Below are 23086 nucleotides of genomic sequence, written 5' to 3'. Positions count from 1 at the left end.
CGATCTACATGACCTAGACGTCAAGCCGGAACTCAACAGAGTCACGAAGCCCAACAACCTCAGCGGCCAGCTTGCTGCGCAAAAGATCATGAGCGGCACCCAGTCGATGGACAGGGTCTGTCCAATGGTCCGGAGAATAGAGCCACACGGGACGCGCTCCAAGCTCCTTAGGTTCCCACTCGTAGCGGGGCCATATGTGCGCGTGCAGAAACGCATCAGTATTCCCAAGGATCTCGACGTTGACCCTGCGGTAAGCAGGGTCCAACTCACTGCAGACTTTTTCAACAGCGGTTGCCACCAAATCGATATCCGCCAAGAACTTCACCCGTTCGGGCCTGGCCAGGTCCGATAGCCGGTCCGCTCCGGGACGCTTCGCCAGTGCTAGGCAGTATCCGGGAAGGAACTGAACGTCCCCGATGACCGCGTAGGCCGCATTCAGCTCCGCTAGCACTGTGGGATTTCGTCCTTCTATTGCGGCACGAACCCGGTCGCCTCGCCAATCTGCCATGCGATCTCCAACGTGTCGATGCAGACGAGCCCTCGCCTAACGACTCCTTTTACATACTCTAGGTTGCCATGCAGGCGGAGGTTGATCCAGTACCGTTGGCCCATTCCACGCAGCTGACAACCGTTAGCTCAACGGGAGCTGGCTTGATGAAATTCTCAACCCACATCAGAATTTTTCCACTTTCCAAAGCTCAGGCCCTCCCTGAGGATGACCCTGAAACCAGACGGCGCTACGGCTGGCGGAAGCAGAACTCCGCCACTCCCGGACAGACCGTGAACGGAGCATCGCCCCGACGCACTGTTCTGAGCACCGGCCGGGTCAAGCGGTCTGCAGGGGCGCGATCGCGTCAATCTGCTCACTCAACGCGCGCCGCTCAAGCCGCAACTCATAATTGGACTGCAAGTTCATCCACAACTCTGCCGAGGTGCCGAAGTACTTGGCCAGGCGGATGGCGGTATCGGCAGTAATCCCACGCTTGCCGTGCACGATCTCATTGATCCGCCGCGGCGGCACGCCGATGGATACGGCGAGCTTGTTCTGCGTGATCCCGAAACCTGCAATGAAATCCTCCATCAGGATCTCCCCCGGGTGGATCGGCTCGATCAAGTTGCTCTCAGTGGTGGTCGACGAGTTCGACATTTTCTGCACCTCCATCTCTCCAAACGAAGCAAATCCGCCATTGCGAGTTCACTCGGCTACTGTGCTAACCACGACGGTCGCCCTGCAATCGCTCCAAGCGGTTTCCTGGCGGTATCCGGAGATCTTCGACGTCCTTCGCAGCGTGGATCAGTTCGAGCTTCCTCAACGTCGCACGCTACACCGTCCGGTCGACACGCTTGACGTAATGCTCATACCAGATTCGTTCGGTGTCCTTGTTCTCGAACGATCTGATCACAGGAGCATCATATAACGGAACTCGTCAATAACGCTACACGTTAAATTTAAACTCAAGCAGACATTGCTCCCCAACTCATTACCCTGTTCAGGTCACTTTCTTCCAGACTCCGCTAACGTCCTCGCTATGCCTCCACACCAGAAGTCCACGCCTATCCCCGGCGGTCAAGCCCGACTCTACGCCCCCATCACGACCGGAGGCTTCTGGCAAGTTGTCTGGCGAGATTCAATCACCGGCAGGCCGAAGAGCCGGACTGCCTCCTCAAAAGAGGCGATCATCTAGAAGGACGCTGAAGCCCTCGGCGAATGGCTCGACAACGTCTCCGGCGTTACCCCGCCGACCGTCGGTAAAGTCGTGGAGACGTGGATCTCCGACAACAAGCGCCGGTGGTTCAGCGGAACCGTTACGGCGTACCGGTACCGCGCCCGGGCCCTCCAGGACCTCTGGGACCTCCCTGTCACCGCTGTCCGGCCCGCGGATCTCCGCGGGCACGGCTGCGGTGTCTGCCGTGCCTGCCGTGACCAAGCCAAGCGGATTCGGACCATCGTCCGTGCCACTTTCGACTTGGTGGAGCGCTGGACCGAACACCCCCAGCGACCGCTACGCCGACGCCATCTGTCTCCTTGGAAGCCACCTCGGAGGACGGACCGCGCGTAGTTTCGCGTGCTCAAATCACCACATCAGAGAGGGTATCCGGGGTCATCGATACGTGCTACGAGACTTGCCAGCTACATCCAGCACTTCCCCGCACCGGGGAATACATCGACCCAGTATCGGGGAAACCCACCGGAAAGGTACCTGCGGACGATCCGGGTTCCCTGTGGTTCGTACGTGAGCAACTCCAGCTCGGAGCTCCGCTCACTCTTATCGACAGCATGCGGCGCGTCATCCCGAAGCACTACACGAACCGAGACAGTCAGTGTCAGGCGGAAACGGCTGAACTTGCATCCCGAATCCGCCAGATCGCTCCTCTGATCGCTTAAGGCGCGGCGGGGGTCTACGTATCGGGGAAGCCCCAATTCGAGTGCGGCACCTGTTCGGACTTCACCTGGACCAAATCACCGCACGCAACGTCGGGGCAACCATGCACAGGGTGATCCTGCGCGAGATCTATGCCGGCTACACGCCACGCCCCTCGAAGACATGACACCCCTCCGCATGCGCGGATACCACGGTGCGATGGATGTGGTCGCGCAAGTCTCACCGGAAGGCGGCCGAATGACCGTCACCAGGACTAAGCTGGGCAAGTCACGGAGGGTGTTCCTCTCCCCTGCCTGGGATCGGCATGCACAGAGGTCTCTGCGGAGACTGCTCACTGATTCGCACAACGCCAGCCCCGGTGCGGACGGCTTCGACGTCTTCGACCCAAAGTCACGCTCCGCAAGCCTCTGGGACGTGTCCTAGACTGACGCACTCTTCCTTAGGAAGGCGGGATTTATCCCCGTCGCCTACCTCCTCCACGATCGACTCCACCAGATGTGGATCGAGTCCGATCGGGACGTTCGGGTCTTTTGGGACTGCCTACTGTTCCCTGCCTGGAAACGCGGCCCCGGAGTTTCCTTCCCTGCTCGCTGGCCATACACAACCCTGGTCCCCCACGGCACGTACCAGTCGCCTACAAACCTCACCAACCGCTAGGTGGCCCCGCTCTACGACCAAGTCTCGGAGACCCTCCACGTCTGACCGGGCCACAAGGGAACCAGCCGACGCGGCTGGTCACACCACCAGCTTAGGCACTACACAGTCTTCCAGTGCCTCTCCAAGAGTGTCCCTGTCTCGCTCGTCACGCAGCAGGCCGGCCACGCCTACGCGGAGTTCACCCTGTCGAGGTATGTGTGGGCGATCAGTGACTCGCTGACGGCCCAGGGGTTCGAGCTCTGTCGCGTTGCGGCGGTCACCCCAACTGACGCAAAGACTGAATAAGGTGGGATTGGTGAGCACCTCTACCCCCACCGCCCTCGACCGCGCGACGATCCGCTATCGTCTCCTGCAGTTCTCCGTGACTTGGCGGGAGAAGATCGACGGCTGGCGGCTGTCCGGCCAGTCACACACCGAGAAGTCGTACGCCCATCTCTTCTGGTCCGACATGCTCCGGTGCTTCGACGTCATCCCCGAGCGGGTTGACCTCTTCGAACGAGACGCGCAACGCGCGTCGACAGGCCGTGGTGGTTTCATCGATCTGTTCTGGTCCGGTGTTGTCATCGGAGAGGCCAAGAGTTTGGGACGGGACCTGTCCGGCGCCCATGCGCAGGCCCTCGACTACCTTACGGGTGGCTCTATCGGCCAGCATGAATGGCCGAAGTACACGATCGTGTCAGACTTCGAGAGATTCCAGGTAGACCGGCTCGGCGACGACGCCTGGAAGGTCGAGTTCACCATCGACGAGGTAGCGGACCACGTCGACCAACTCCTCTTCCTCGCTGGCCAGGAGACCGTCACACGCCGGGAAGAAGTAGACGCTTCCATTCACGCCTCACGGCTCATGGCCGACCTATACACGGCCATGCTGTCCGACGAGGCAGACGACGGGATCGCCGATGCCGCCTCGATTTCCCCGGAGGAAGAGGACGAGGCCGTCCAGCGGACCTCGATGTGGATGACCCGGCTCCTATTCCTCTTGTTCGGAGACGACGCTGGGCTTTGGGAAGTCGACCTCTTCTACCGATTCGTCCTCCACGACACCACCGCCGCAAACCTCGGTTCACAACTGACTTCGTTGTTCCAGGTCCTCAACACTCCTGAGGATGCCCGTCGCCGCGTGCCGGACTCCATGGCCCGGTTTCCGTACGTCAATGGATCTGTCTTTGCCGATGCTCTCCAGCCGGAATTCTTCGACGAAGAGATGCGCGAGGCATTGCTGGCAGCTTGCCGCTTCCACTGGACGCGCATCTCGCCTGCCGTCTTCGGCGCGATGTTCCAGTTGGTCAAGTCGAAAGAGGCACGACGGGCAGACGGCGAGCACTACACATCCGAATCGAGCATCCTGAAGGTCTTGGAACCACTCTTCCTCTCGGAGCTACGCGATCAGGCAAGCCGCCTCATCCGAAATAAGTCGACAACGGCCTCAGACCTACAGCGATTCCAAGATCGCCTCTCTCAGATGGCTTTCGTCGATCCGGCCTGCGGCTGCGGGAACTTCCTCGTGGTCGCGTACCGGGAGGTCCGAGCCATCGAAACCGAGATCATCGTCGCTCTGCGTGCAAAGCTCGGGCACATCACGGCCTCGATCGACACATCGCTGGATCAGAAAGTCACCATCGACCAGTTTCACGGCATCGAACTGCACTGGTGGCCAGCCCGAATCGCTGAAACCGCCATGTACCTGGTTGACCACCAAGCGAATCGCTCCCTGGCCGCCCGCATCGGTGACGCCCCCGACCGACTCCCCATCAAGATCACCGCACACATCCACCACGGCGATGCACTGGCCTCCGACTGGGAATCGATCATCCCGAAGTCTGACGGGGAGACTTTCGTGTTCGGCAATCCGCCCTTCGCTGGGCACAAGGAACGGACCAAAGAGCAGACCGCTGGACTACGACAAGCCTGGGGAACTCCGAAGATCGGCCACCTCGACTTTGTGACGGCCTGGTTCGTCAAGAGCCTCGACCTGCTTGCTTCACGTCAGGGGCGGTTCGCGTTCGTATCCACGAACTCGATTACCCAAGGTGAAGGCGTATACGCACTCTTCAACCGGATCTTCGATGCTGGCTGGCGAATCCAGTTCGCCCACCGTACCTTCAGATGGGATTCTGAAGCTCCTGGCAAGGCGGCGGTCCACTGCGTCATCACTGGATTCGACCGCGACCGCAAACGGCAGCCACATTTGTACTGGCCAGGAAAGGCCGAGCCCGAGTCAGTCAAGGCGATCAGCCCCTACCTTTTGCCTGGCCCACCTGTGGTTGCCGTGAAGCCTTCACGGAAGGTACTTAGTCCTGGGCTTCCGCCACTGCGCGCAGGCTCGACTCCCCTTGACTGGGACAACCTAGTCGTTACTGAAGAACAATATGACGAGGTGGCGGCGGACCCTATCGCTGCGAAATACCTCCGGCGTTACCTCGGAGGCGACGAACTGATAAACGGGCTCCAGCGCTGGTGCCTCTGGATGGCCGACGACGACTTTGATCCATCGGATGTGACCAGGTCAAGGGTGCTGCGGGAGCGAATCGGGAAGGTCCACGAAATGCGGCTCTCTCGTGACCGCGAAGCAACGAAGAAGGCGGCGGACACACCGCACCTCTTTGGAGAAAACCGCCAACCCGCCACTGATTACCTCGCACTCCCCCAGAGCTTCACCGAAGCCCGACGCTTCGCCACAGCCGGCCACCTCGAACGGAGCGACATCGCCTCCGTCAAGCTCTTCACCGTTGAGGACAGGGACGGATTCCTGTTCAGCCTCATCTCCTCTGGGATGTTCATCGCGTGGCAGAAGACCGTGGGAGGACGCATCAAGTCAGACCCGAGCGTGTCCACTTCGATGGTGTGGAACACATGGCCGGCCCCTGCTTTCAGGCCGACCCAGCGCGCGGCGATCATCGAGGCAGGAAAACGGATCCTCGAAGTCCGGGCTGAGTGGCCGTCTCGTACGTTGGCCGAACACTATAACCCCCTGGCAATGGACCCAAGGCTCGTCGCCGCCCACAACAGACTCGACCGTGATGTCGACAGGGCATTCGGGGCCGAGCGGAAGCTGACTTCGGAAGCACAACGCGCCGAACTTCTCTTCAAACGCTACGTTGCCCTCGCTTACCCGGACGGGGCCCCTTCGGGGGGTCTCTGAGATTCAGCGACACTCATCCCAATACAAGGAGGTCAGGTTATGGTTGATCATCTCGCAGCGCCATCAGCTCAAATACCCTTTTGGCTGGAAGTTACCCAACCAATTGCCACTACCACGGGTGTCCTCGTTGCACTCGCGGTAGCCCTGTGGAACGTAAGCCAAAACAGAGCAGAGCGAAAAGACAGGAGCCTTCAGCTGGCAGCACTTGACCGCGCTGAGCAGGACCGAATTTCAGCTCAAGCACGCAAGGTCGTACCAACACTCGTCCGCGCAACAGTCTTCGGCCCCGATATGTGGAGTATCAAAGTGTCAAACCACTCCAATGCGGTCGTAACTGAACTGCATGTGGATGTTGAGGGTGACGATGAGAGTGGCAACCCGATCGAGAACTCTTGCACCCCAGCGAACGGAAAGATCGGCACTAGCGAGGTCTTCCGGCGCGTCATCGGAGAAGCTCTGAGCGGTTCAATCAACGCAGCAGTCTCCCGGGCCCAAGCCCCGTACGGTGGGTGGTCGGGCCTCTCTGGTATGTCAACCTCCCGAATCGGTGCCCTAGCCAGCCAGCAACTTGCACCCCAGATCTCCCAAGCCTTGCAAGAGGCGTTGAACGGTCAGCTGGCAACGCACTGGCCCACCGCCCTCACACCGGAACAGCAGGCAGTCATGGCATATTCAGCTTCGGACAATGCAAAATCAATTAAGGTTCGAATCACCTTCACCGATGAGGCGGGTTACCGATGGACTCGAACTGACAAGAGCGGCCCAAGGCGAATCGAGAAAGAGGCATGACCCTTCCGGCGTGAATGGGCAGGTCATTCCCGTGAGATGCCCTCTAGATCGCTTTCAGTCGCACACAGCTAGCCAAACTCGGCGGAATCACGGCCACGCGATACGTGGGTCACGTGGTCGGCGTCGGCTCATGGGACGCAACTTGGAGCATTCTAGCCTACGGCCGGTACGTGGCTCCACTACCCAACTCCAGCCCTCATCCAGACGTCCTCTACCGCGTGCTCCTTGAAGCGCTGGCCGGCATCGGGAAGGTTCCGTCCGATGAGGGCCACACCGAGGATCAACTCGCGCGGTTCGTCTTTGCTTGGGATGCTTGCCCTACCCTCCAGGTGCCAACCCGGCGGCCGTTCCCGGGTCGCCTGCCTGGGGTCGGCTGGGAATGCCCTTCCGCCCCTTCAGGTTCCCCTTCACACACTTGAACTTCCCTCCAGGAGGCGCCGCTGGCGTTTCCTGACGTCGGTGCGCAGGGACGGTAGTGGGTGACGACCCACAACTTGAAGGAGAGCCCCTCCCCATGGAGATCTCCGCGATCACCGCCGTGGACGGTGCCACGCTGGCCGCAGCTGAGGCCCAGGTCTTCACCGAAGAGAAGGCCCAGAAGGGTACCGAAGCCCACCCCGCGGAGGTTGAGGCCGCTGCGCGGGCCGCGCCATCGACATAGTAAGAACATGTCGATTGCTACGACCCCAACTCCCCGGTCGACATTGGCCGGAGGTTCCCTTTCGCTAAAGGGCTGCCGAGGGAAGCACGCTATCCCTGGTCGTCTTTAGCGAATAGAAACGCCGTGACCTGCGTGATTAAACGTTAAACCTAAACTCCACCACGTCCCCATCAGCCATCACGTAGTCCTTGCCTTCCTGGCGCACCTTGCCTTTGGCTTTGGCTTCGGCCATGGAGCCGGCGGCGTCGAGGTCGGCGAAGGAGACGATTTCGGCTTTGATGAAGCCGCGTTCGAAGTCGGTGTGGATGACGCCGGCGGCTTGAGGTGCGGTGTCACCTTGGTGGATGGTCCAGGCGCGGGATTCTTTGGGGCCGGCGGTGAGGTAGGTCTGGAGGCCGAGGGTGGCGAAGCCGGCTTTGGCGAGAGAGTGGAGGCCGGGTTCGTGTTGGCCGACGGATTCGAGGAGTTCGGCGGCTTCATCCTCGTCGAGTTCGAGGAGTTCGGTTTCGGTTTTGGCGTCGAGGAAGACGCAGTCGGCGGGGGCGACGAGGGCGCGGAGTTCGTCCTTGCGGGCGTCGTCGGTCAGCACTTCTTCGTCGGAGTTGAAGACGTAGAGGAAGGGCTTGGCGGTCATGAGGTGAAGGTCGCGGAGCAGGGCGAGGTCGATCTCGCCGCCTTTGGCGGCGGAGAAGAGGGTGCGATCGTCCTCCAGGACGGATTGTGCTTTCTTGACTTCAGCGACGGCGTCGATAAGCGACTTGTCCTTGCGGGCATCCTTTTCCAGGCGGGGCAGGGCCTTTTCGATCGTCTGGAGGTCGGCGAGGATGAGCTCGGTGTTGATGACGGAAATGTCGGAGGTGGGGTTGACCACACCGTCGACGTGGATGACGTTGTCGTCGGAGAAGGCACGAACGACCTGGCAGATGGCGTCGGCCTCGCGGATATTGGCGAGGAAGGCGTTGCCCATGCCTTCGCCTTCGGAGGCGCCCTTGACGATGCCGGCGATGTCGACGAAGGAGACCGTGGCGGGCAGGATGCGCTCGGAGCCGAAGATTTCGGCGAGGCGGACCAGGCGGTCGTCGGGAAGCTCGACGAGACCGATGTTGGGCTCGATGGTGGCGAACGGGTAGTTCGCGGCTAGCACATCGTTGCGGGTCAGGGCATTAAAGAGGGTGGACTTGCCAACATTGGGCAGGCCGACAATTCCAAGAGTAAGGCTCACGGGGGCATATCCTATCAGCCACAGTTATTGACCTTGGTTGTCTCGTTATATGATACGAGCACTCAGGTAAGCGGCGTCTCACCCATGGTGCCGTTGTCGAGTGCTCCACTGCCACACCCCGGGCTGCTGGAAAGCATCGACCTTTCATCCGTTTCAAGGATCAGACAGGTAATTCTTATGTCCGCGACTTCATCGCAGCCCGGGCAGACGCAACGTCGTGAGGTGTTTTCCTCTCGATGGGTGTTCCTGCTCGCCGCAGTCGGCTCTGCCGTTGGCCTCGGCAACATTTGGCGTTTCCCCTATGTCGCTTATGACAATGGTGGCGGCGCCTTCCTTATCCCTTACCTCGTGGCGCTGCTGACAGCCGGTATTCCCCTGCTGTTCCTCGACTATGCGCTGGGGCACCGCTACCGCGGCTCCGCTCCCCTGGTATTCCGCCGGATCAAGTCTTGGGCGGAGCCGGTGGGATGGATCCAGGTCGGCGTGGCCTTCTTCATCACCATTTACTACGCCGCGATCATCGGCTGGGCGGGCCTCTACGCCTTCAAGTCCTTCACCAAGGCCTGGGGCGATGACCCCAACGCTTACTTCTTCGGCGACTTCTTGCAGTTCGATGACACCGCGACCTTCTCCACTGACATCGTTCCGCAGATCGCCCTCGCGCTAGCCGTGGTGTGGATTGCGGCGATCATCGTGCTCGCCATCGGCGTGGATAAGGGCATCGGACGGGTATCGATGTTCTTCATGCCAATCCTCGTCGTGTTGTTCGTCATTGTGGTCATCCAAGCGCTCCTGCTTCCCGGTGCCGCAGCTGGCCTCGACGCACTCTTTACCCCCGAATGGTCCGCCCTAGCCAACCCGACGGTGTGGATCGCGGCGTATGGCCAGATCTTCTTCTCCCTGTCCGTGGGCTTCGGCATCATGCTGACTTACTCCTCGTACCTGCGCCCCCGCTCCAACCTGACAGGCACGGGCCTGACCACAGCTTTCGCCAACTCCTCCTTCGAGGTCCTCGCTGGCGTCGGCGTTTTCGCCGCCCTGGGGTTCATGGCGACGCAGCAGCACGTTGCGGTCGATGAGGTCGCTACTTCGGGCATTGGCCTGGCCTTCGTGGCCTTCCCCGCCATCATCAACGAGATGACCTTGGGCCCGATCTTCGGTTTCTTCTTCTTCGCCTCCCTCACCCTGGCGGGCTTCACCTCCTTGTTCTCCCTGCTCGAGGTCGTGGTCTCCGCGTTCAAAGAGAAGTTCAATCTGCCGCGCAAGGCCGTCGCCATCGGTATCGGTACCTTCATGGCGCTGCTGTCGCTGGGATTGTTCTCCACCACGTCCGGCCTCATGGCCCTGGACGTGATGGACAAGTTCACCAACAACATCGGCATCGTCGCCATCGCGCTGATCTCCGTTATTGTCATCGACTGGATCTTGCGCCGAATCGATGAGTTCGGTTCCCACCTCAACGCCGTTTCCTCCTTCCGAGTGGGAACCATCTGGCGCATCTGCGTGGTCAACGTGACCACCCTGGTCCTGGGTTTCACCCTCATCCAGGAGCTCTTTAGCCTGTTCAAGGAGCCATATGGCGGCTACACCGGCCTCCAGATCGCGCTGTACGGCTGGGCGGTACTGGCGATAATTATCTTGAGCTCCCTGACGCTGTCGCTCATGCCGTGGCGCGGAACCAACCGCCTCGAGGGCCCGCCAGGCTCCGACTTCGGCGTTGATCCTTACCTGCGCCGCATCATCCGGGAGCCACGCCGCTTCGAACCAGAAACCGCAACCTCACAACAGCCCGCCTCGCAGAATGGAGAGCAATCATGAGCGGAATCGCAGTCATGATGATGGTGATGTTCATGATCGTCATTTGGGGCGGGCTCATCGTCAGCGCCCTGCAGTTGCGCCGAAACCCGGATGAGAAGTCCGGCGAGCTCGGTATGTCCATGTGGGCGAGTGACGATGTCCTCGCCGAGCAGGAAGTCCACTAGCCCTCACCACCCACGCGCCCCCTGCATCCTCATCATCACGAGGAGGCAGGGGGCTTAGGCGTGTCTCGGCCCGCTGACGCCGCTCGGCTCCCCCGTCAGGCAAGATGGGGAGCGTGACCGAGCACCAAAAGCAGACACCGAGCACTCCGCCGCGCACACCGGAGCCGGACATTGAGTCCGTGCTGGATGCAGTGGTCGCCAATGGTACGGCCAACCCTGCCAACCCAGCCGACCCAGCCGGGCCAACGAGCACGGCCGATCTGAAGCAGGCTCGCGAACCTTTTGACCAGGTCGATCGATCGGTCGTGGTGGGTGAAGGGCTGAAGTCGGTCGCAATGTGGGCTCTTCGCCTGCTCATCATCGCCGCGTTCCTGTACGTGGCGTGGTACGTGCTCAAGCAAGTCGGCCAGGGTGTGTTGCCCATTATTTTCGCCATCATCGTGTGCACGGTGCTGGCTCCCCCGACGACGTGGATGCGCAGTAAGGGTGTGCCGTCGGCGCTGGCGGCCATCATTTCCATCCTTGGCTTCTTCGGATTCTTCGGCACTCTGTTGTGGATGATTGCCCCTGATATTGCTCGCCAGTCGCAGGTACTGTACCTGCAGACGCTGGAGGGTGTGCAGCGCCTGCAGTTGTGGGCCCAGGGACCACCGTTCAATGTGGACGGCGATGACTTGGACAAGTTCGTCAACGATATTGCTAGTTGGGCGCAGGACCAGGCGGGCGCCATTGCCGGCGGGATTGTGACGGGCGTGAGCACGGCGACGTCGATAGTGATTACGTTGTTCGTGGTGCTGGTGCTCACCTTCTTCTTCCTCAAGGATGGTTTCCGTTTCCTGCCGTGGATGCGCGCGGTCGTGGGCCGTCGCATGGGGTGGCATTTGACGGAATCTCTCATGCGTGGGTGGAAGACCCTGGGTGGTTTCATTCGCGCCCAGGCGACCGTGTCGTTTATTGATGCCTTCTTCATCGGCCTCGGCCTCGTCTTCATCGGCGTGCCCATGGCTTTGGCCCTTGCGGTGATCACGTTTATCGCTGGGTTCATTCCTTATGTCGGCGCGATTGTCGCCGGCACGCTGTCCGTGATGGTGGCACTCGTGTCGCTGGGCTTTACCGAAGCTCTCATGGTCCTCGCGGTTGTTCTCGCGGTTCAGCAGCTCGAGGGCAACGTTCTTTCACCGTGGCTGCAGGCGCGGGCGATGAATCTCCATCCCGTGATCGTGCTGGTCTCGGTGATTATCGGTGGCGGCCTGTTCGGTCTGTTGGGGTCTTTCCTCGCGGTTCCCGTCGCCGCCATGATTGCGGTCGGCTTCCGTTATCTCCTCGACATTACGGCGCTGCGCTCGGGCGAGAAGCTCGCCAATGACATCGATTTTGTCACCCACGAGGGCCTGCTCGCGGGCCGCCTCACCGAGGAGGAGGGGCGTCTCATGCGCAAGCAGTGGCGCAATTCCTTGGTGTACGTCGACGAGGAGCTGGAAGACGATGTCGCGATGAATCCCACTCCCCCGTCGCAGCCTCGTCGCTTCGGTCGGATGATCCTCACCAACTCCCGGATAGAACAATTGTTTGGTAAATTCGGGCGTCGTTAAACGTCGTGTCGGGGTGGTGTGAGAGGGTGTGGCCATGGGTTCCACCTTGTTAGTCCTCCTCCTCGGCATCGCCCTCGGCGCTGCTCTGGGCTGGTTGGGGCATGCTTATCTGCGTACCTCTGTCCCCCACCCCACCACCGCACCGGACGGTGCGGAGTTGCACCGCTCCCTCGCTCCGCTCGAGGAAGCGGTGAGCACGATCGGCGGCCAGCTGAAAGAGTTGGAGTTGGGCCGCGCCACGGCCTATGCCTCTCTGGCCAGCCAGGTCCAAGCGATGACGCGCACTTCCGCCCGCCTGACGGACCGGACTGACAAGCTGGTCACCGCGTTGCGGGCCCCGCAGGTGCGCGGTCGATGGGGCGAAATCCAGCTTGAGCGCGTCGTGGAGTTGGGCGGGATGACCCGCCACTGCGACTTTGATACCCAGGTCTCCGCCCGCCTCGGCGGGCGACTCGTCCGGCCCGACCTCGTGGTCAATCTCGCCGGCGGCCGCCACATTGTCGTCGATGCCAAAGTCCCCTTCACGGCCTACCTCGATGCTTTGGAGACCGAGGACCCGGAGGAGCACGCCGCTTACCTGCGCCGCCATGCTCACCTCCTACGGACCCATGTCAACCAGTTGTCGGCCAAGGACTACATAGCTGCCTTCGATCCCACCCCCGAGTTCGTCGTGCTCTTCGTCCCCGCCGACCCTTTCCTCGACGCTGCCCTCTCCGTCGATTCGGAGCTGCTCGAGTACGCCTTTTCTCGCAATATCGTCCTCGCCACCCCAACATCCTTGTTCGCCCTGCTGCGCACCGTCGCTTTGGGCTGGCGCCAGGAGGACGTCTCTGAGAAGGCTCGCGTCATCCATCAGCTCGGACGCGACTTGTACAACCGCCTGAACACCATGGGTGAACACGTCAACCGCATAGGCCGCCAGCTGGAAAAGACCGTCGAGGCCTATAACTCCACCCTGGGTTCGTTGGATTCCCGCGTGATGGTCACCGCACGCCGCTTGTCCGACATGGACGTCCCCTCCCGCACCGACCGACATCCTGTCGAACTAGAGCAAGTTACCCTCCGCCCCCGGGCCCCGTCTGTTCCATCCGAGGATGAGCCCCGGCTAGGATAGTTCCTTGTGTCGACTTCGTCCCCCAGGAGAATAAGAACGCAGGCCCCGGAACCCGCCGGTCTGCCTACCTGGTCGGGCATCGCCATAGTCCTCGCCGCCCTGATCACCGGCTTGCTGCTCAGCCTCAACGCCCAAGCGATGGGGTGGCCCTACCTGGCGTGCTTCGCCGTCGCCGGCCTCGTCGTCGCGGCCTTTACCGAGGTCCGAGGGCTCTTCCTCACCGTCGCTTCCCTGCCGCTGTTGTTTGGCATCATGACGATTGTCACCGCGTGGGTCGTCGGCCGTTCCCTCGCCCCCGATGGAACCGCAGCATTCTCCACCACGACCATCGTCACGGCGATTTACCCGCTGACCCAGTTCTTTCCCGTGCTTTTTGGCACCACTCTCGCCGCCACGGTCATCGCGGTCGCACGAATCTGGTGGTCCAAGCGCAACGAGAAGGTCAACGACACTCGCGCCATCGACCGGCGACGCCGCACCGCTGAGGCCGATCGCCGCAACCGGGCGACTGCCTCCCGCGCGCGCACCCAGACGAACAAGGTCACGGTGGAAGAGCTCGTCGCCCGTAACCGCCAGCGCAGCCAGCGGACCGCGGAGGGCCGGTACGCCCGACCCGAGCGGACAGCCAGGCCACCACGCCAGGAGCCGCCGCGCGAGGTCCGCCGCCCCCAGCCGGAGGAACCGCCGCGCCGGCGTCATCGCCGCTTCGACGATGACCTCTATTCCTAACTAGGTGCGAGCCGGGCGCAGCGCGCGCGGCAAGGAGAACACGATCTTCTCCGACGCCGTGGTCACTTCCTCAACATTGTGGAAGCCGTGGGCAGCGAGGAAGTCGAGCACCTCCCGCACGAGGATTTCCGGCACCGAGGCCCCTGATGTCACGCCGACGGTGCTCACCCCTTCCAGCCAGCTCTCATCGATCTGGTTGGCGTAATCAACGAGGTGAGAGTCATTCGCCCCCGCCTCCAGGGCCACCTCGACGAGGCGCTTAGAATTCGAGGAGTTCTGGGAGCCGACGACGATCATGAGATCGCAACGCTCCGAGATGGCCTTCACTGCCACTTGGCGGTTCTGGGTGGCATAACAGATATCGTCTGACGGCGGGTTCTCCAAATGCGGGAAACGCTCCTTGAGCAAGGCGACGATCTGCATCGTCTCATCCACCGACAGCGTTGTCTGGGACAGCCACACCAGCGGCTCGTTCTCCAGGAAGTCGGGCAGCTTTGCCACCCCTTCAACGCCGTCAACGAGGTGGGTAACCTCGGGGGCCTCACCGGCGGTTCCCTCTACTTCTTCGTGGCCCTCGTGGCCGACCAAGAGAATCTGGAATCCGTCGCGGGCGAAGCGCTTGACCTCGTTGTGCACTTTGGTCACCAACGGGCAGGTGGCGTCAAGGGTTTGCAGGTTGAGCGAGCGAGCCTCCGAATGCACGGCCGGGGAGACTCCGTGAGCAGAAAACACGAGGTGCGAGCCCTCGGGGACCTCATCTGTTTCGTCGACGAAGATCGCTCCCCGATCCGCCAGGGTGTCCACCACGTAACGGTTGTGGACGATTTCCTTCCGAACATACACCGGCGCCCCATACTTATCGAGGGCCTTTTCCACCGTCTCCACCGCCCGATCCACTCCAGCGCAATAGCCACGCGGGGCCGCCAGGAGGACCAACTTTTCATCATCGCTCATGGCCCCCACCCTAACGAAGAGTGCTGACAATGCCTAGAATTGGTGCGGCACACAGCCCTTGGTGGAACACGACAGCAGCGATAGCGGAGGCATTCATGGCGACGACCCCTTCCACCGCGGAAGCACCGTGGCCGGTCCGCACCCTCAATGCCCAGGTGAAAGCTTGGATCCAGCGCCTCGGGACGGTCTGGGTCGAGGGGCAACTCACCCAGGTAAACATGAAACCGACGTGGAAGTTGTCCTACCTGACGCTGCGGGATACGGAGTCGGAAACTTCCGTCCAACTGACGGCCTCCACGAGCCTGCTGCGAGGTCTAGCAGCTCCACTCAAAGACGGAGACCGAGTCATCGTCTCTGGTCGCCCCGCTTTCTACGAGGGCCGCGGCACCTTCTCCCTGTGGGTCACGGAGATCCGCCCGGTGGGCATCGGCGAACTTCTCGCCCGCATTGAGGCCCTGCGTTCCCAGCTGGCTAGTGAAGGGCTTTTCGACGCCGCCCGCAAGCGGCGCTTGCCCTATCTTCCGCACTGCGTCGGCCTCATCACCGGCCGCGGCTCGGCCGCCGAGCGCGACGTCCTCTCCGTGGCTAAGGACCGCTGGCCAGCAGTGAACTTCCGGGTCATCAACACGCCCGTACAGGGCGCGACCGCCGTCCCCGAGATCATCAAGGCTCTCAAGCTTCTCGACGCCGACGAGGCCGTCGATGTCATCATCATCGCCCGCGGCGGCGGCAGCGTCGAAGACCTCCTGCCTTTTTCGGAGGAGGCGTTGCAACGCGCCGTCGCCGCCGCCCACACCCCGGTCGTGTCCGCGATCGGTCACGAGCCCGACAACCCGGTCTTGGACAATGTCGCCGATTTGCGGGCAGCCACCCCCACTGACGCCGCCAAGCGCGTCGTGCCTGATGTCGCCGAGGAACGTGCCCTCATCGGCGAGGCCCGCTCCCGCATGGCCGCGGCCCTGCGTGGGTGGGTGCATCGGGAACGGCAGGGCCTGGGGGCCCTGCGTAGCCGGCCCGCCTTGGCGGACCCGATGACGCCGATCCGGCGGCGTCGAGAGGAAATGGAACGCGCTGTGGCGCTGATCCGCAAGGACGTGCAGTACCTAGTGGAGCGCGAAACCTCGCGGGTGCAGTCACTGCGCGCACAGGTCTCGGCCCTCGGACCGGCGAATACCCTGGCCCGCGGCTACGCGGTCGTGCAGGTCGTGCCACGGGACGGCTCCGAGCCTGAGGTCGTTATGTCGATCGCGCAGGCCCCACCGGGCAGCCAATTACGCATCCGAGTCGCCGACGGCTCAATCACCGCCGCCGGCATGTCCACCACCCCAGCCAATTAACAATTCCCAGGAGCAACCCGATGAACGACAACACTGTAGGAACTGGTCAGGCCGGGGACGATGCCTTCCCGGGCGTCGAAACGCTGTCTTATGAGCAGGCCCGAGATGAGCTCATCGAAACCGTAAAAATCCTCGAACTGGGCCAAATGGGCCTGGATGAATCCCTCAAATACTGGGAACGCGGCGAGGCATTAGCCAAACGCTGCGAGGAGCACCTCGACGGTGCCTCCCGGCGAGTCGAGGATGCACTGGCCAAATCGGCCGAGTAACTAGGCGGCCGGCAGCGGCGCGGAATTGATCGTCGCCGCGATGATGGTGCGGAATTCTTCCTCGGAACCTGCACCCGTGAACAGAAGGCGGACATCGCCCAAGTCGACGGCCCACAGATCGCGCACGCCGGACTCATCGGAATGATAAACCTGCACCTCTTGCCCAGCGATCTCTTCGGTGCGAGCTAGCTCGCGGACATCGCTATCAATGTTTTTTACTGCGCTATCCAGGGGCAAGATCGTCTGCGTGAGAGAGATGTATCCGCGATCGGCGGTGACCCAGCCCACAACCGGGGCCTGCGTGCCATCGATCATTGATCGGCGCGCCGAATTAGTCATCCATCCTTCGGGACTGTCCGGCAGGCGCAGGGGAAAATTCGTCGCGCGGGCCTCCATGCTCATGAACGACTCTGCATCAACCTCGCGGACAGGCCCACTTTCCGGGGCACCGGGCTCATATGAACACAAGCCGGTGGTACCGACCACGACAATCATCGCGATGATGATGATGCCGAGGGACAACATCATGTCCCATCCGCCTTGATAGATCCGAGGTTTTTCCGCTGCAGCCACGGCACCAAGTATGTCAGACCTGAGATCGTTCCCGGAAAATGGCCCAAAATTGACGGAGATGCCACGTTATTGCCCTCTTTCGGGTGGAGAAACGGCGCCTGAGACAGGCGGAAGATGCAAGAATGTATGGGTGGCGGGTGAACGCCCGTGATCTCATCCCCAAACGCCTGCAGGAGGCCGATGATATGAATGCACGACACCCAGAGACCCCGGATCGTAACCTCGCTATGGAGCTGGTCCGAGTCACCGAGGCAGCCGCGCTCGCCTCCGGTCGCTGGGTCGGCCGTGGCATGAAGGAAGAGGGCGACGGCGCCGCCGTGGACGCCATGCGCCAGCTGATCAATTCGGTGAACATGAACGGTGTCGTCGTCATCGGTGAAGGCGAAAAGGACGAAGCCCCGATGCTGTTTAACGGCGAGCGGGTAGGCAATGGTGAAGGCGCCGAGGTGGACATCGCTGTCGACCCGGTTGATGGCACGACCCTCATGGCTGAGGGACGCCCGAACGCTATCTCCATCATCGCCGCCGCCGAGCGCGGCTCCATGTACGACCCCTCCGCCGTGTTCTACATGGACAAAATCGCCGTGGGCCCGGAAGCCGCCGGCACCATCGACATTGAGGCCCCCGTCGCCCACAACATCAACGCCGTAGCTAAGGCCAAGGGCATCCTGCCTGCCGACGTCACCATCGTCGTCCTCGATCGCCCCCGCCACATCGATCTGATCACCGATATCCGCCGCGCCGGCGCCAAGGTTCGTCTCATCTCCGACGGTGACGTCGCCGGTGCCATCGCCGCTGCCCAAGACTCGAACTCCATCGATATGGCCATGGGCATCGGTGGCACCCCCGAGGGCATCATCACCGCGTGCGCGCTCAAGTGCATGGGCGGAGAAATCCAGGGCAAGCTCTGGCCGACCGACGATGCCGAAGCAGGCCGCGCCCGCGACGCGGGCCTTGACGTCAACCAGGCCCTCGGCATCAATGACCTCGTCTCCTCCGACAACTGCTACTTCGCCGCCACCGGTGTGACCAACGGCGATATGCTCCGCGGAGTGTCCTACCGAGCAGGAGGCGCCACCACTCGTTCCTTGGTCATGCGCTCCAAGTCGGGCACCGTGCGCTTCGTCGAGTCCCGCCACCAGCTGGCAAAGCTGCAGGAATACTCTGTGGTGGACTACTCGAAAGAGCCCCGCCTCTAAAGAGTGACAGGTAGAGGCGATTTCCCGGCGTCACCTCTACCGCTTGAGCGTCTTTTGTCTATGCCGGGCCCCTGTCATTAAAAACACTCACAAACATAAGGTGGTTATTCATGACCGAGCAGGAATTCCGCATCGAACACGACACGATGGGTGAAGTCAAGGTCCCCGTCAACGCTCTGTGGCAGGCACAGACCCAGCGCGCCGTTGAGAACTTCCCGATCTCCGGCCGCGGCCTAGAGTCCGCTCAGATTCGCGCCATGGGTCTGCTCAAGGCAGCGTGTGCCATTGTGAATAAGGACCGCGGTCTCCTCCCCGCTGAGCAGGCCGACGCCATCGTCGCCGCCGCCCAGGAAATCGCCGACGGCAAGCACGACGCCGAATTCCCCATCGACGTGTTCCAGACCGGCTCCGGCACCTCGTCCAACATGAACACCAACGAGGTCATCGCCTCCATCGCCAAGCGCAACGGCGTCGAGGTTCACCCCAACGACCACGTCAATATGGGCCAGTCCTCCAATGACACCTTCCCCACCGCCACTCACGTCGCCGCCACCGAGGCCGCCGTCAATGACCTCGTCCCCGCGTTGAAGGTCCTGCACGCCTCCCTGGCGAAGAAGGCCGCGGAGTGGAAGGACGTGGTGAAGTCCGGCCGCACCCACCTCATGGACGCCGTTCCGGTCACCCTCGGCCAGGAGTTCAGCGGTTACGCCCGCCAGATCGAGCTCGGCATTGAGCGCATTGAGGCCACCGTCGTGCGCCTCGGCGAGCTGCCCATCGGCGGCACCGCCGTCGGCACCGGCCTCAACACCCCGGCTGACTTCGGCGGGAAGGTCACCGACGAGCTGATCAAGCTCACCGGCGTTTCCGAGCTGTCGGAGGCCAAGAACCACTTCGAGGCACAGGCCAACCGCGACGCCCTCGTCGAGTTCTCCGGCGCCATGCGCGTAGTCGCCGTCTCCCTGTACAAGATCGCCAATGACATCCGCCTCATGGGCTCCGGCCCCCTGACCGGCTTTGCTGAGATCCACCTGCCCGATCTGCAGCCGGGCTCCTCCATCATGCCGGGCAAGGTCAACCCGGTCCTGTGTGAAACCGCCACCCAGGTTGCCGCCCAGGTCATCGGCAACGACGCCGCCGTGGCATTCGCCGGCACCCAGGGTCAGTTCGAGCTCAACGTGTTCATCCCGGTCATGGCCCGCAACGTGCTCGAGTCCTCGCGCCTGCTGGCCAACACTGCCCGCGTCTTCGCCGAGCGCCTCGTCGACGGCATCGAGCCGAACGTCGAGCGTATGAAGACTCTGGCTGAGTCCTCCCCGTCCATCGTCACCCCGCTGAACTCGGCGATTGGCTACGAGAACGCCGCCAAGGTGGCCAAGACTGCCCTCAAGGAGGGTAAGACCATTCGCCAGACTGTCATCGACATGGGCTTCGTCGACGGCGAGAAGCTCACCGAGGAAGAGTTGGACAAGCGCCTCGACGTGCTGGCCATGGCCAACACCGATCGCGACTAACCTTTCCGCGTTTGAAAGACGCCCCCGCTAGCTTCGGCTGGCGGGGGCGTTTTCGGCGACTTCCCTACATAAATTCTCTAGAATGCAAAAGCCGATCGCCCGCGACCTGCAAAAACGATTGATCATATGATTCATTTTAGAGAATTTTTGTAGGCCGGCCACCAATTTGGCACCCGGTGCAACTTTGCACTTGATAGCAAAGTTGCACCGGGTGTAGGCTTCTCGCTCGTGAACAATGACAGATCCCTGCGGGAGCGGAAACGCGCACGCACCCGGCGCAGGATTGAAGACGCGGCAACCGCGCTCGTCGTCAAGCATGGGTTTGAGAACATCACCATCGACGATATTTGCCGCGAAGCTGACATCAGCCGCCGCAGTTTCTTTAATTACATGGAATCCAAAGATGAAGCCGTGCTCGGTCTCCCCCGGCTCGTGATGTCCGATGACCGTCGCCGGGACTTCGTCAGCGAGCCTTCAGCCAACGTCGTCGCCACAGCCCTGGACTACGTCGCGGCAACCATCGATGACCTCGAGGCGGCCGATCTGGAGGATGGGGCGGACGAGGAGTTCCTCGCCACGCTCAAGGAGCGCCGACACCAGATCATGACCTCTGAACCTTCCGTGGCTTTGCTGTCGCTCAATCGCTTCCGGGAGCAGTCCGCCAAAATGCACCAGCTCGTGGTGGAACACCTCGAAGCCCACCCCGGCGACCGGATTCTGGGCGATGAACCCATCGAGGTTGAAGCCTCCATCATCAACGGGCTCATCCGGGAGGCCGTCTGGCTCCAGGTCTGCCGCCCATGCCAAACCACCGATCGCGCCCAACGCCTGCGGGCGGCCGGAGCCACCATCACCGCATTTACTCAGGAGTTGACATGGTAGCCAGCACAACAACCCGTGCTCCGCGCATTGGCCTCGTCCTCGGCGCCCTCGTGACCACAATGCTCATGAGCTCCCTGGGCCAAGTGATTTTCTCGACCGCCCTACCCACCATCGTCGGCGAGCTCGGCGGCGTTGACCACATGAGCTGGGTCATCTCCGCCTTCCTGGTCACCATGACCATCGCGATGCCGATCTTCGGCAAGATCGGCGATCGCGTCGGCCGGAAGTGGCTCTACTTGTTCGGTATCACCGTGTTCGTTATCGGCTCGGTCATGGGCGGCTCCGCGCAGTCGATGGAATTACTCATCGTGGCCCGCGCCATCCAGGGCTTTGGTGCCGGCGGAATGATGGTGACGTCGCAGGCAATCATCGCGGAGGTGGTTTCCGCCCGCGAGCGCGGCAAATACATGGGCATCATGGGTGCGGTCTTCGGGCTGAGCTCGGTGCTCGGGCCAGTCCTTGGCGGATGGTTTACCGATGGCCCCGGCTGGCGCTGGGGGCTGTGGATGAACTTGCCGCTGGGTATTCTGGCGCTCTTGGTTTCACTGATCGTGCTGGACCTGCGAAGCGCGAAGCCCAACCCACGTACCTTTGACTGGCTGGGCACCGTGCTCATCGCGGTGGCGACGTTCTCGCTCATCCTCTTGACTACCTGGGGTGGAACTCAGTATGCGTGGACCTCTCCCACGATCCTCGGCCTCGGCGCCCTTACCGTCGGCGCAGCCATCGCTTTTGTCATCACTGAGCTCAAGGTGGGCGATCCGCTCATCCCCATGTCGCTTTTTGCCAACCGAAACATGGCGCTGACTACCGCCGCCGGCACCGTTTTGGGGCTGTCCATGGTGGGCGCGCTGGGCTACCTGCCCACGTACCTGCAGATGGTGCACACGTTGTCCCCGACCGACGCGGGTCTCATGATGATCCCGATGATGCTCGGCATGGTGGGCACGTCGACGGTGGTCGGCTTCATCATCACGAAGACGGGTCACTACAAGTACTACCCGCTGGTTGGCATGTCCATCGTGGCATTTGCCCTCTACCTGATGTCGCGCCTGACGGTGGACACAACCCTGGTTCAGCTCGGGTGGCTGTTCTTCCTCTTTGGGTTCGGACTGGGCTTGGTCATGCAGGTGTTGGTGCTTATCGTGCAGAACTCTTTTCCCGTCACGCTGGTGGGCACGGCGACGGCGACGAATAACTTCTTCCGCCAGATCGGCTCCTCGTTGGGTGCTTCGCTGGTGGGCTCGATGTTCATCCACAACTTGCACGCCAACCTGGCTGAGAATTTGCCCGGCGCATTCGCGGAGATGGGTCCGGCTGGGGCGCAGATGGCGGAGAAGTTCAGCGCCGACGGCGGGGCGGCGAACTCGCTGACCCCCGCCTCGGTCAATGAACTGCCCTCGGCCGTCCGCGAGGCCGTGCTCGTCTCCTACAATGACGGCCTCGCGCCGGTGTTCTTGCTCATGGTGCCGCTGGCGATCTTCGCGTTCTTGCTGCTCCTACCGGTGCGGGAGGAAAAGCTCAAGGACACCATCGACTAACGGACGGCCTTATTCGCCCGGCTTGGGCAATAGGAGCTCGTAGACGTCGGTGTCGCGCCACTGACCTGCGAGCTCGCCGTAGGTCATCTTCGCCATGTGGTGGAAGGTGCCCACTTTTTGGAATCCGCGAGACTTGTGCAGTCCCGCGGATCCTTCGTTTTCCGGGAAGACCCAAGCATGAATACCCCACTTGTGCAGTTGCTGGCAGGTCTCGATGAGCTTGTCCAGCAGTGCGCCGGCCACGCCCCGGCCAGCGGCATCGGGGTGGATGTAAATGGAGTTTTCCACCACGCCGTGGAAGACCGAGCGGGAAGAGACCGGGGCCGCGGCGACCCAGCCGAGGAGTTTGTCCGGGTCATCGATGTCCACGGCCACGAAGACGGTTTCCATCATCTTGATGCGGCTGAATTCCTCCCAGGTGGGAGCCTTAGTTTCGTAAGTTGCGTGCCCTGATTCAAGGCCCATTTCATAGATCGCACGGACTTGGAGGTAATCCTCCGGACGAATAGGACGCAGAGTGAAGGTCGCTTCAGCCATGCCCGCGATTG

The 23086-nt window shown here is 61.9% G+C and carries 22 protein-coding genes and 1 pseudogene; 15 read left to right on the top strand and 8 right to left on the bottom strand.

Going from position 1 to position 23086, the window contains the following annotated elements:
- Positions 1-13 precede the first annotated feature (13 nt).
- The 4 genes and pseudogenes from CATRI_RS04345 to CATRI_RS04330 form a co-directional block, all read right to left on the bottom strand.
- Positions 14-508 carry an HIT family protein gene (locus tag CATRI_RS04345; protein WP_290220096.1) on the bottom strand — a complete coding sequence of 165 codons (495 nt, stop codon included), beginning with the start codon at positions 506-508 and terminating at the stop codon, positions 14-16.
- A 318-nt stretch (positions 509-826) separates the two neighbouring features.
- The gene (locus CATRI_RS04340; protein WP_047254216.1) at positions 827-1147 is read right to left on the bottom strand and encodes a HigA family addiction module antitoxin; all 321 of its coding nucleotides are present in this window, start codon (positions 1145-1147) and stop codon (positions 827-829) included.
- Positions 1122-1313: pseudogene (locus tag CATRI_RS04335) on the bottom strand (type II toxin-antitoxin system RelE/ParE family toxin). The gene CATRI_RS04340 and the pseudogene CATRI_RS04335 overlap by 26 nt, the downstream one beginning before the upstream one ends.
- A gap of 351 nt (positions 1314-1664) precedes the next feature.
- Positions 1665-1928: a hypothetical protein gene (locus tag CATRI_RS04330; protein ID WP_290220091.1), complete on the bottom strand. Its 264-nt coding sequence runs from the start codon at positions 1926-1928 to the stop codon at positions 1665-1667.
- Between the two features lie 618 nt (positions 1929-2546).
- Here CATRI_RS04330 and CATRI_RS04325 point away from each other — a divergent pair.
- From CATRI_RS04325 to CATRI_RS04310, 4 genes are all read left to right on the top strand, one after another.
- On the top strand, positions 2547-2807 hold the full coding sequence (locus tag CATRI_RS04325) for a hypothetical protein (RefSeq protein ID WP_290220089.1): 261 nt from the start codon (positions 2547-2549) through the stop codon (positions 2805-2807).
- A 529-nt stretch (positions 2808-3336) separates the two neighbouring features.
- Complete coding sequence (locus CATRI_RS04320) at positions 3337-6183, top strand: DNA methyltransferase (protein ID WP_353959735.1); 2847 nt, start codon at positions 3337-3339, stop codon at positions 6181-6183.
- 39 nt (positions 6184-6222) lie between these two features.
- The gene (locus CATRI_RS04315) at positions 6223-6972 is read left to right on the top strand and encodes a hypothetical protein (protein ID WP_290220087.1); all 750 of its coding nucleotides are present in this window, start codon (positions 6223-6225) and stop codon (positions 6970-6972) included.
- Positions 6973-7486: 514 nt separating this feature from the next.
- On the top strand, positions 7487-7633 hold the full coding sequence (locus CATRI_RS04310; RefSeq protein ID WP_290220084.1) for a hypothetical protein: 147 nt from the start codon (positions 7487-7489) through the stop codon (positions 7631-7633).
- 136 nt (positions 7634-7769) lie between these two features.
- On the opposite strand, the gene ychF is transcribed toward CATRI_RS04310, so the two are convergent.
- Positions 7770-8855, bottom strand: a complete 1086-nt coding sequence (gene ychF / locus CATRI_RS04305) for a redox-regulated ATPase YchF (protein ID WP_290220082.1) — start codon at positions 8853-8855, stop codon at positions 7770-7772.
- A gap of 177 nt (positions 8856-9032) precedes the next feature.
- Between ychF and CATRI_RS04300 the strand changes: the two genes are divergently transcribed.
- The 5 genes from CATRI_RS04300 (at position 9033) to CATRI_RS04280 (ending at position 14272) form a co-directional block, all read left to right on the top strand.
- Positions 9033-10673, top strand: coding sequence for a sodium-dependent transporter (locus CATRI_RS04300; RefSeq protein ID WP_290220080.1), 1641 nt, complete (start codon positions 9033-9035; stop codon positions 10671-10673).
- Complete coding sequence (gene metS / locus CATRI_RS04295) at positions 10670-10837, top strand: methionine/alanine import NSS transporter subunit MetS (RefSeq protein ID WP_290220078.1); 168 nt, start codon at positions 10670-10672, stop codon at positions 10835-10837. The genes CATRI_RS04300 and metS overlap by 4 nt, the downstream gene beginning before the upstream one ends.
- Before the next feature lie 104 nt (positions 10838-10941).
- On the top strand, positions 10942-12429 hold the full coding sequence (locus tag CATRI_RS04290; RefSeq protein WP_435384183.1) for an AI-2E family transporter: 1488 nt from the start codon (positions 10942-10944) through the stop codon (positions 12427-12429).
- A gap of 34 nt (positions 12430-12463) precedes the next feature.
- Complete coding sequence (locus tag CATRI_RS04285) at positions 12464-13543, top strand: DNA recombination protein RmuC (RefSeq protein ID WP_290220074.1); 1080 nt, start codon at positions 12464-12466, stop codon at positions 13541-13543.
- A 6-nt stretch (positions 13544-13549) separates the two neighbouring features.
- Positions 13550-14272, top strand: a complete 723-nt coding sequence (locus CATRI_RS04280) for a DUF6542 domain-containing protein (RefSeq protein WP_290220073.1) — start codon at positions 13550-13552, stop codon at positions 14270-14272.
- Here CATRI_RS04280 and CATRI_RS04275 read toward each other — a convergent pair whose 3' ends face one another.
- Positions 14273-15226 (bottom strand): 4-hydroxy-3-methylbut-2-enyl diphosphate reductase, encoded by a 954-nt coding sequence (locus CATRI_RS04275; protein WP_290220071.1) that lies wholly within the window; start codon positions 15224-15226, stop codon positions 14273-14275.
- 95 nt (positions 15227-15321) lie between these two features.
- Here CATRI_RS04275 and xseA point away from each other — a divergent pair, with 95 nt between their 5' ends.
- Entirely contained in the window at positions 15322-16563 is a 1242-nt protein-coding gene (gene xseA, locus CATRI_RS04270) for an exodeoxyribonuclease VII large subunit (RefSeq protein ID WP_290220069.1), read from the top strand.
- A 20-nt stretch (positions 16564-16583) separates the two neighbouring features.
- Complete coding sequence (locus tag CATRI_RS04265) at positions 16584-16832, top strand: exodeoxyribonuclease VII small subunit (RefSeq protein WP_290220068.1); 249 nt, start codon at positions 16584-16586, stop codon at positions 16830-16832.
- Here CATRI_RS04265 and CATRI_RS04260 read toward each other — a convergent pair whose 3' ends face one another.
- Positions 16833-17405: a DUF4245 domain-containing protein gene (locus CATRI_RS04260; protein ID WP_290220066.1), complete on the bottom strand. Its 573-nt coding sequence runs from the start codon at positions 17403-17405 to the stop codon at positions 16833-16835.
- Between the two features lie 185 nt (positions 17406-17590).
- On the opposite strand from CATRI_RS04260, the gene glpX reads away from it, so the two are divergent.
- The 4 genes from glpX (at position 17591) to CATRI_RS04240 (ending at position 22538) form a co-directional block, all read left to right on the top strand.
- Positions 17591-18604 carry a class II fructose-bisphosphatase gene (gene glpX, locus CATRI_RS04255; RefSeq protein WP_290220065.1) on the top strand — a complete coding sequence of 338 codons (1014 nt, stop codon included), beginning with the start codon at positions 17591-17593 and terminating at the stop codon, positions 18602-18604.
- Positions 18605-18714: 110 nt separating this feature from the next.
- The gene (locus tag CATRI_RS04250; protein WP_290220063.1) at positions 18715-20115 is read left to right on the top strand and encodes a class II fumarate hydratase; all 1401 of its coding nucleotides are present in this window, start codon (positions 18715-18717) and stop codon (positions 20113-20115) included.
- Positions 20116-20343: 228 nt separating this feature from the next.
- On the top strand, positions 20344-20997 hold the full coding sequence (locus tag CATRI_RS04245) for a TetR/AcrR family transcriptional regulator (RefSeq protein WP_290220061.1): 654 nt from the start codon (positions 20344-20346) through the stop codon (positions 20995-20997).
- Complete coding sequence (locus tag CATRI_RS04240) at positions 20991-22538, top strand: MDR family MFS transporter (protein WP_290220058.1); 1548 nt, start codon at positions 20991-20993, stop codon at positions 22536-22538. The genes CATRI_RS04245 and CATRI_RS04240 overlap by 7 nt, the downstream gene beginning before the upstream one ends.
- Positions 22539-22547: 9 nt before the next feature.
- Here CATRI_RS04240 and CATRI_RS04235 read toward each other — a convergent pair whose 3' ends face one another.
- The gene (locus CATRI_RS04235; RefSeq protein WP_290220056.1) at positions 22548-23075 is read right to left on the bottom strand and encodes a GNAT family N-acetyltransferase; all 528 of its coding nucleotides are present in this window, start codon (positions 23073-23075) and stop codon (positions 22548-22550) included.
- Between the last annotated feature and the right edge of the window lie 11 nt (positions 23076-23086).

Origin of the sequence: Corynebacterium atrinae, assembly GCF_030408455.1 — a bacterium.
GTDB classification, from domain to species: Bacteria; Actinomycetota; Actinomycetes; order Mycobacteriales; family Mycobacteriaceae; genus Corynebacterium; species Corynebacterium atrinae.
This window is presented reverse-complemented; position numbering and strand designations above follow the sequence as displayed.

What these genes read in the sequence shown, in the direction of transcription:
- CATRI_RS04310 (WP_290220084.1), top strand. Translation starts at nt 7,487, where the DNA reads ATGGAGATCTCCGCGATCACCGCCGTGGACGGTGCCACGCTGGCCGCA.
- CATRI_RS04325 (WP_290220089.1), top strand. Translation starts at nt 2,547, where the DNA reads ATGACACCCCTCCGCATGCGCGGATACCACGGTGCGATGGATGTGGTC.
- CATRI_RS04265 (WP_290220068.1), top strand. Translation starts at nt 16,584, where the DNA reads ATGAACGACAACACTGTAGGAACTGGTCAGGCCGGGGACGATGCCTTC.
- CATRI_RS04300 (WP_290220080.1), top strand. Translation starts at nt 9,033, where the DNA reads ATGTCCGCGACTTCATCGCAGCCCGGGCAGACGCAACGTCGTGAGGTG.
- CATRI_RS04290 (WP_435384183.1), top strand. Translation starts at nt 10,942, where the DNA reads ATGGGGAGCGTGACCGAGCACCAAAAGCAGACACCGAGCACTCCGCCG.
- CATRI_RS04345 (WP_290220096.1), bottom strand. Translation starts at nt 508, where the DNA reads ATGGCAGATTGGCGAGGCGACCGGGTTCGTGCCGCAATAGAAGGACGA.
- CATRI_RS04240 (WP_290220058.1), top strand. Translation starts at nt 20,991, where the DNA reads ATGGTAGCCAGCACAACAACCCGTGCTCCGCGCATTGGCCTCGTCCTC.
- CATRI_RS04285 (WP_290220074.1), top strand. Translation starts at nt 12,464, where the DNA reads ATGGGTTCCACCTTGTTAGTCCTCCTCCTCGGCATCGCCCTCGGCGCT.
- xseA (WP_290220069.1), top strand. Translation starts at nt 15,322, where the DNA reads ATGGCGACGACCCCTTCCACCGCGGAAGCACCGTGGCCGGTCCGCACC.
- CATRI_RS04235 (WP_290220056.1), bottom strand. Translation starts at nt 23,075, where the DNA reads ATGGCTGAAGCGACCTTCACTCTGCGTCCTATTCGTCCGGAGGATTAC.
- glpX (WP_290220065.1), top strand. Translation starts at nt 17,591, where the DNA reads ATGAATGCACGACACCCAGAGACCCCGGATCGTAACCTCGCTATGGAG.
- CATRI_RS04275 (WP_290220071.1), bottom strand. Translation starts at nt 15,226, where the DNA reads ATGAGCGATGATGAAAAGTTGGTCCTCCTGGCGGCCCCGCGTGGCTAT.
- CATRI_RS04250 (WP_290220063.1), top strand. Translation starts at nt 18,715, where the DNA reads ATGACCGAGCAGGAATTCCGCATCGAACACGACACGATGGGTGAAGTC.
- CATRI_RS04315 (WP_290220087.1), top strand. Translation starts at nt 6,223, where the DNA reads ATGGTTGATCATCTCGCAGCGCCATCAGCTCAAATACCCTTTTGGCTG.
- CATRI_RS04340 (WP_047254216.1), bottom strand. Translation starts at nt 1,147, where the DNA reads ATGTCGAACTCGTCGACCACCACTGAGAGCAACTTGATCGAGCCGATC.
- metS (WP_290220078.1), top strand. Translation starts at nt 10,670, where the DNA reads ATGAGCGGAATCGCAGTCATGATGATGGTGATGTTCATGATCGTCATT.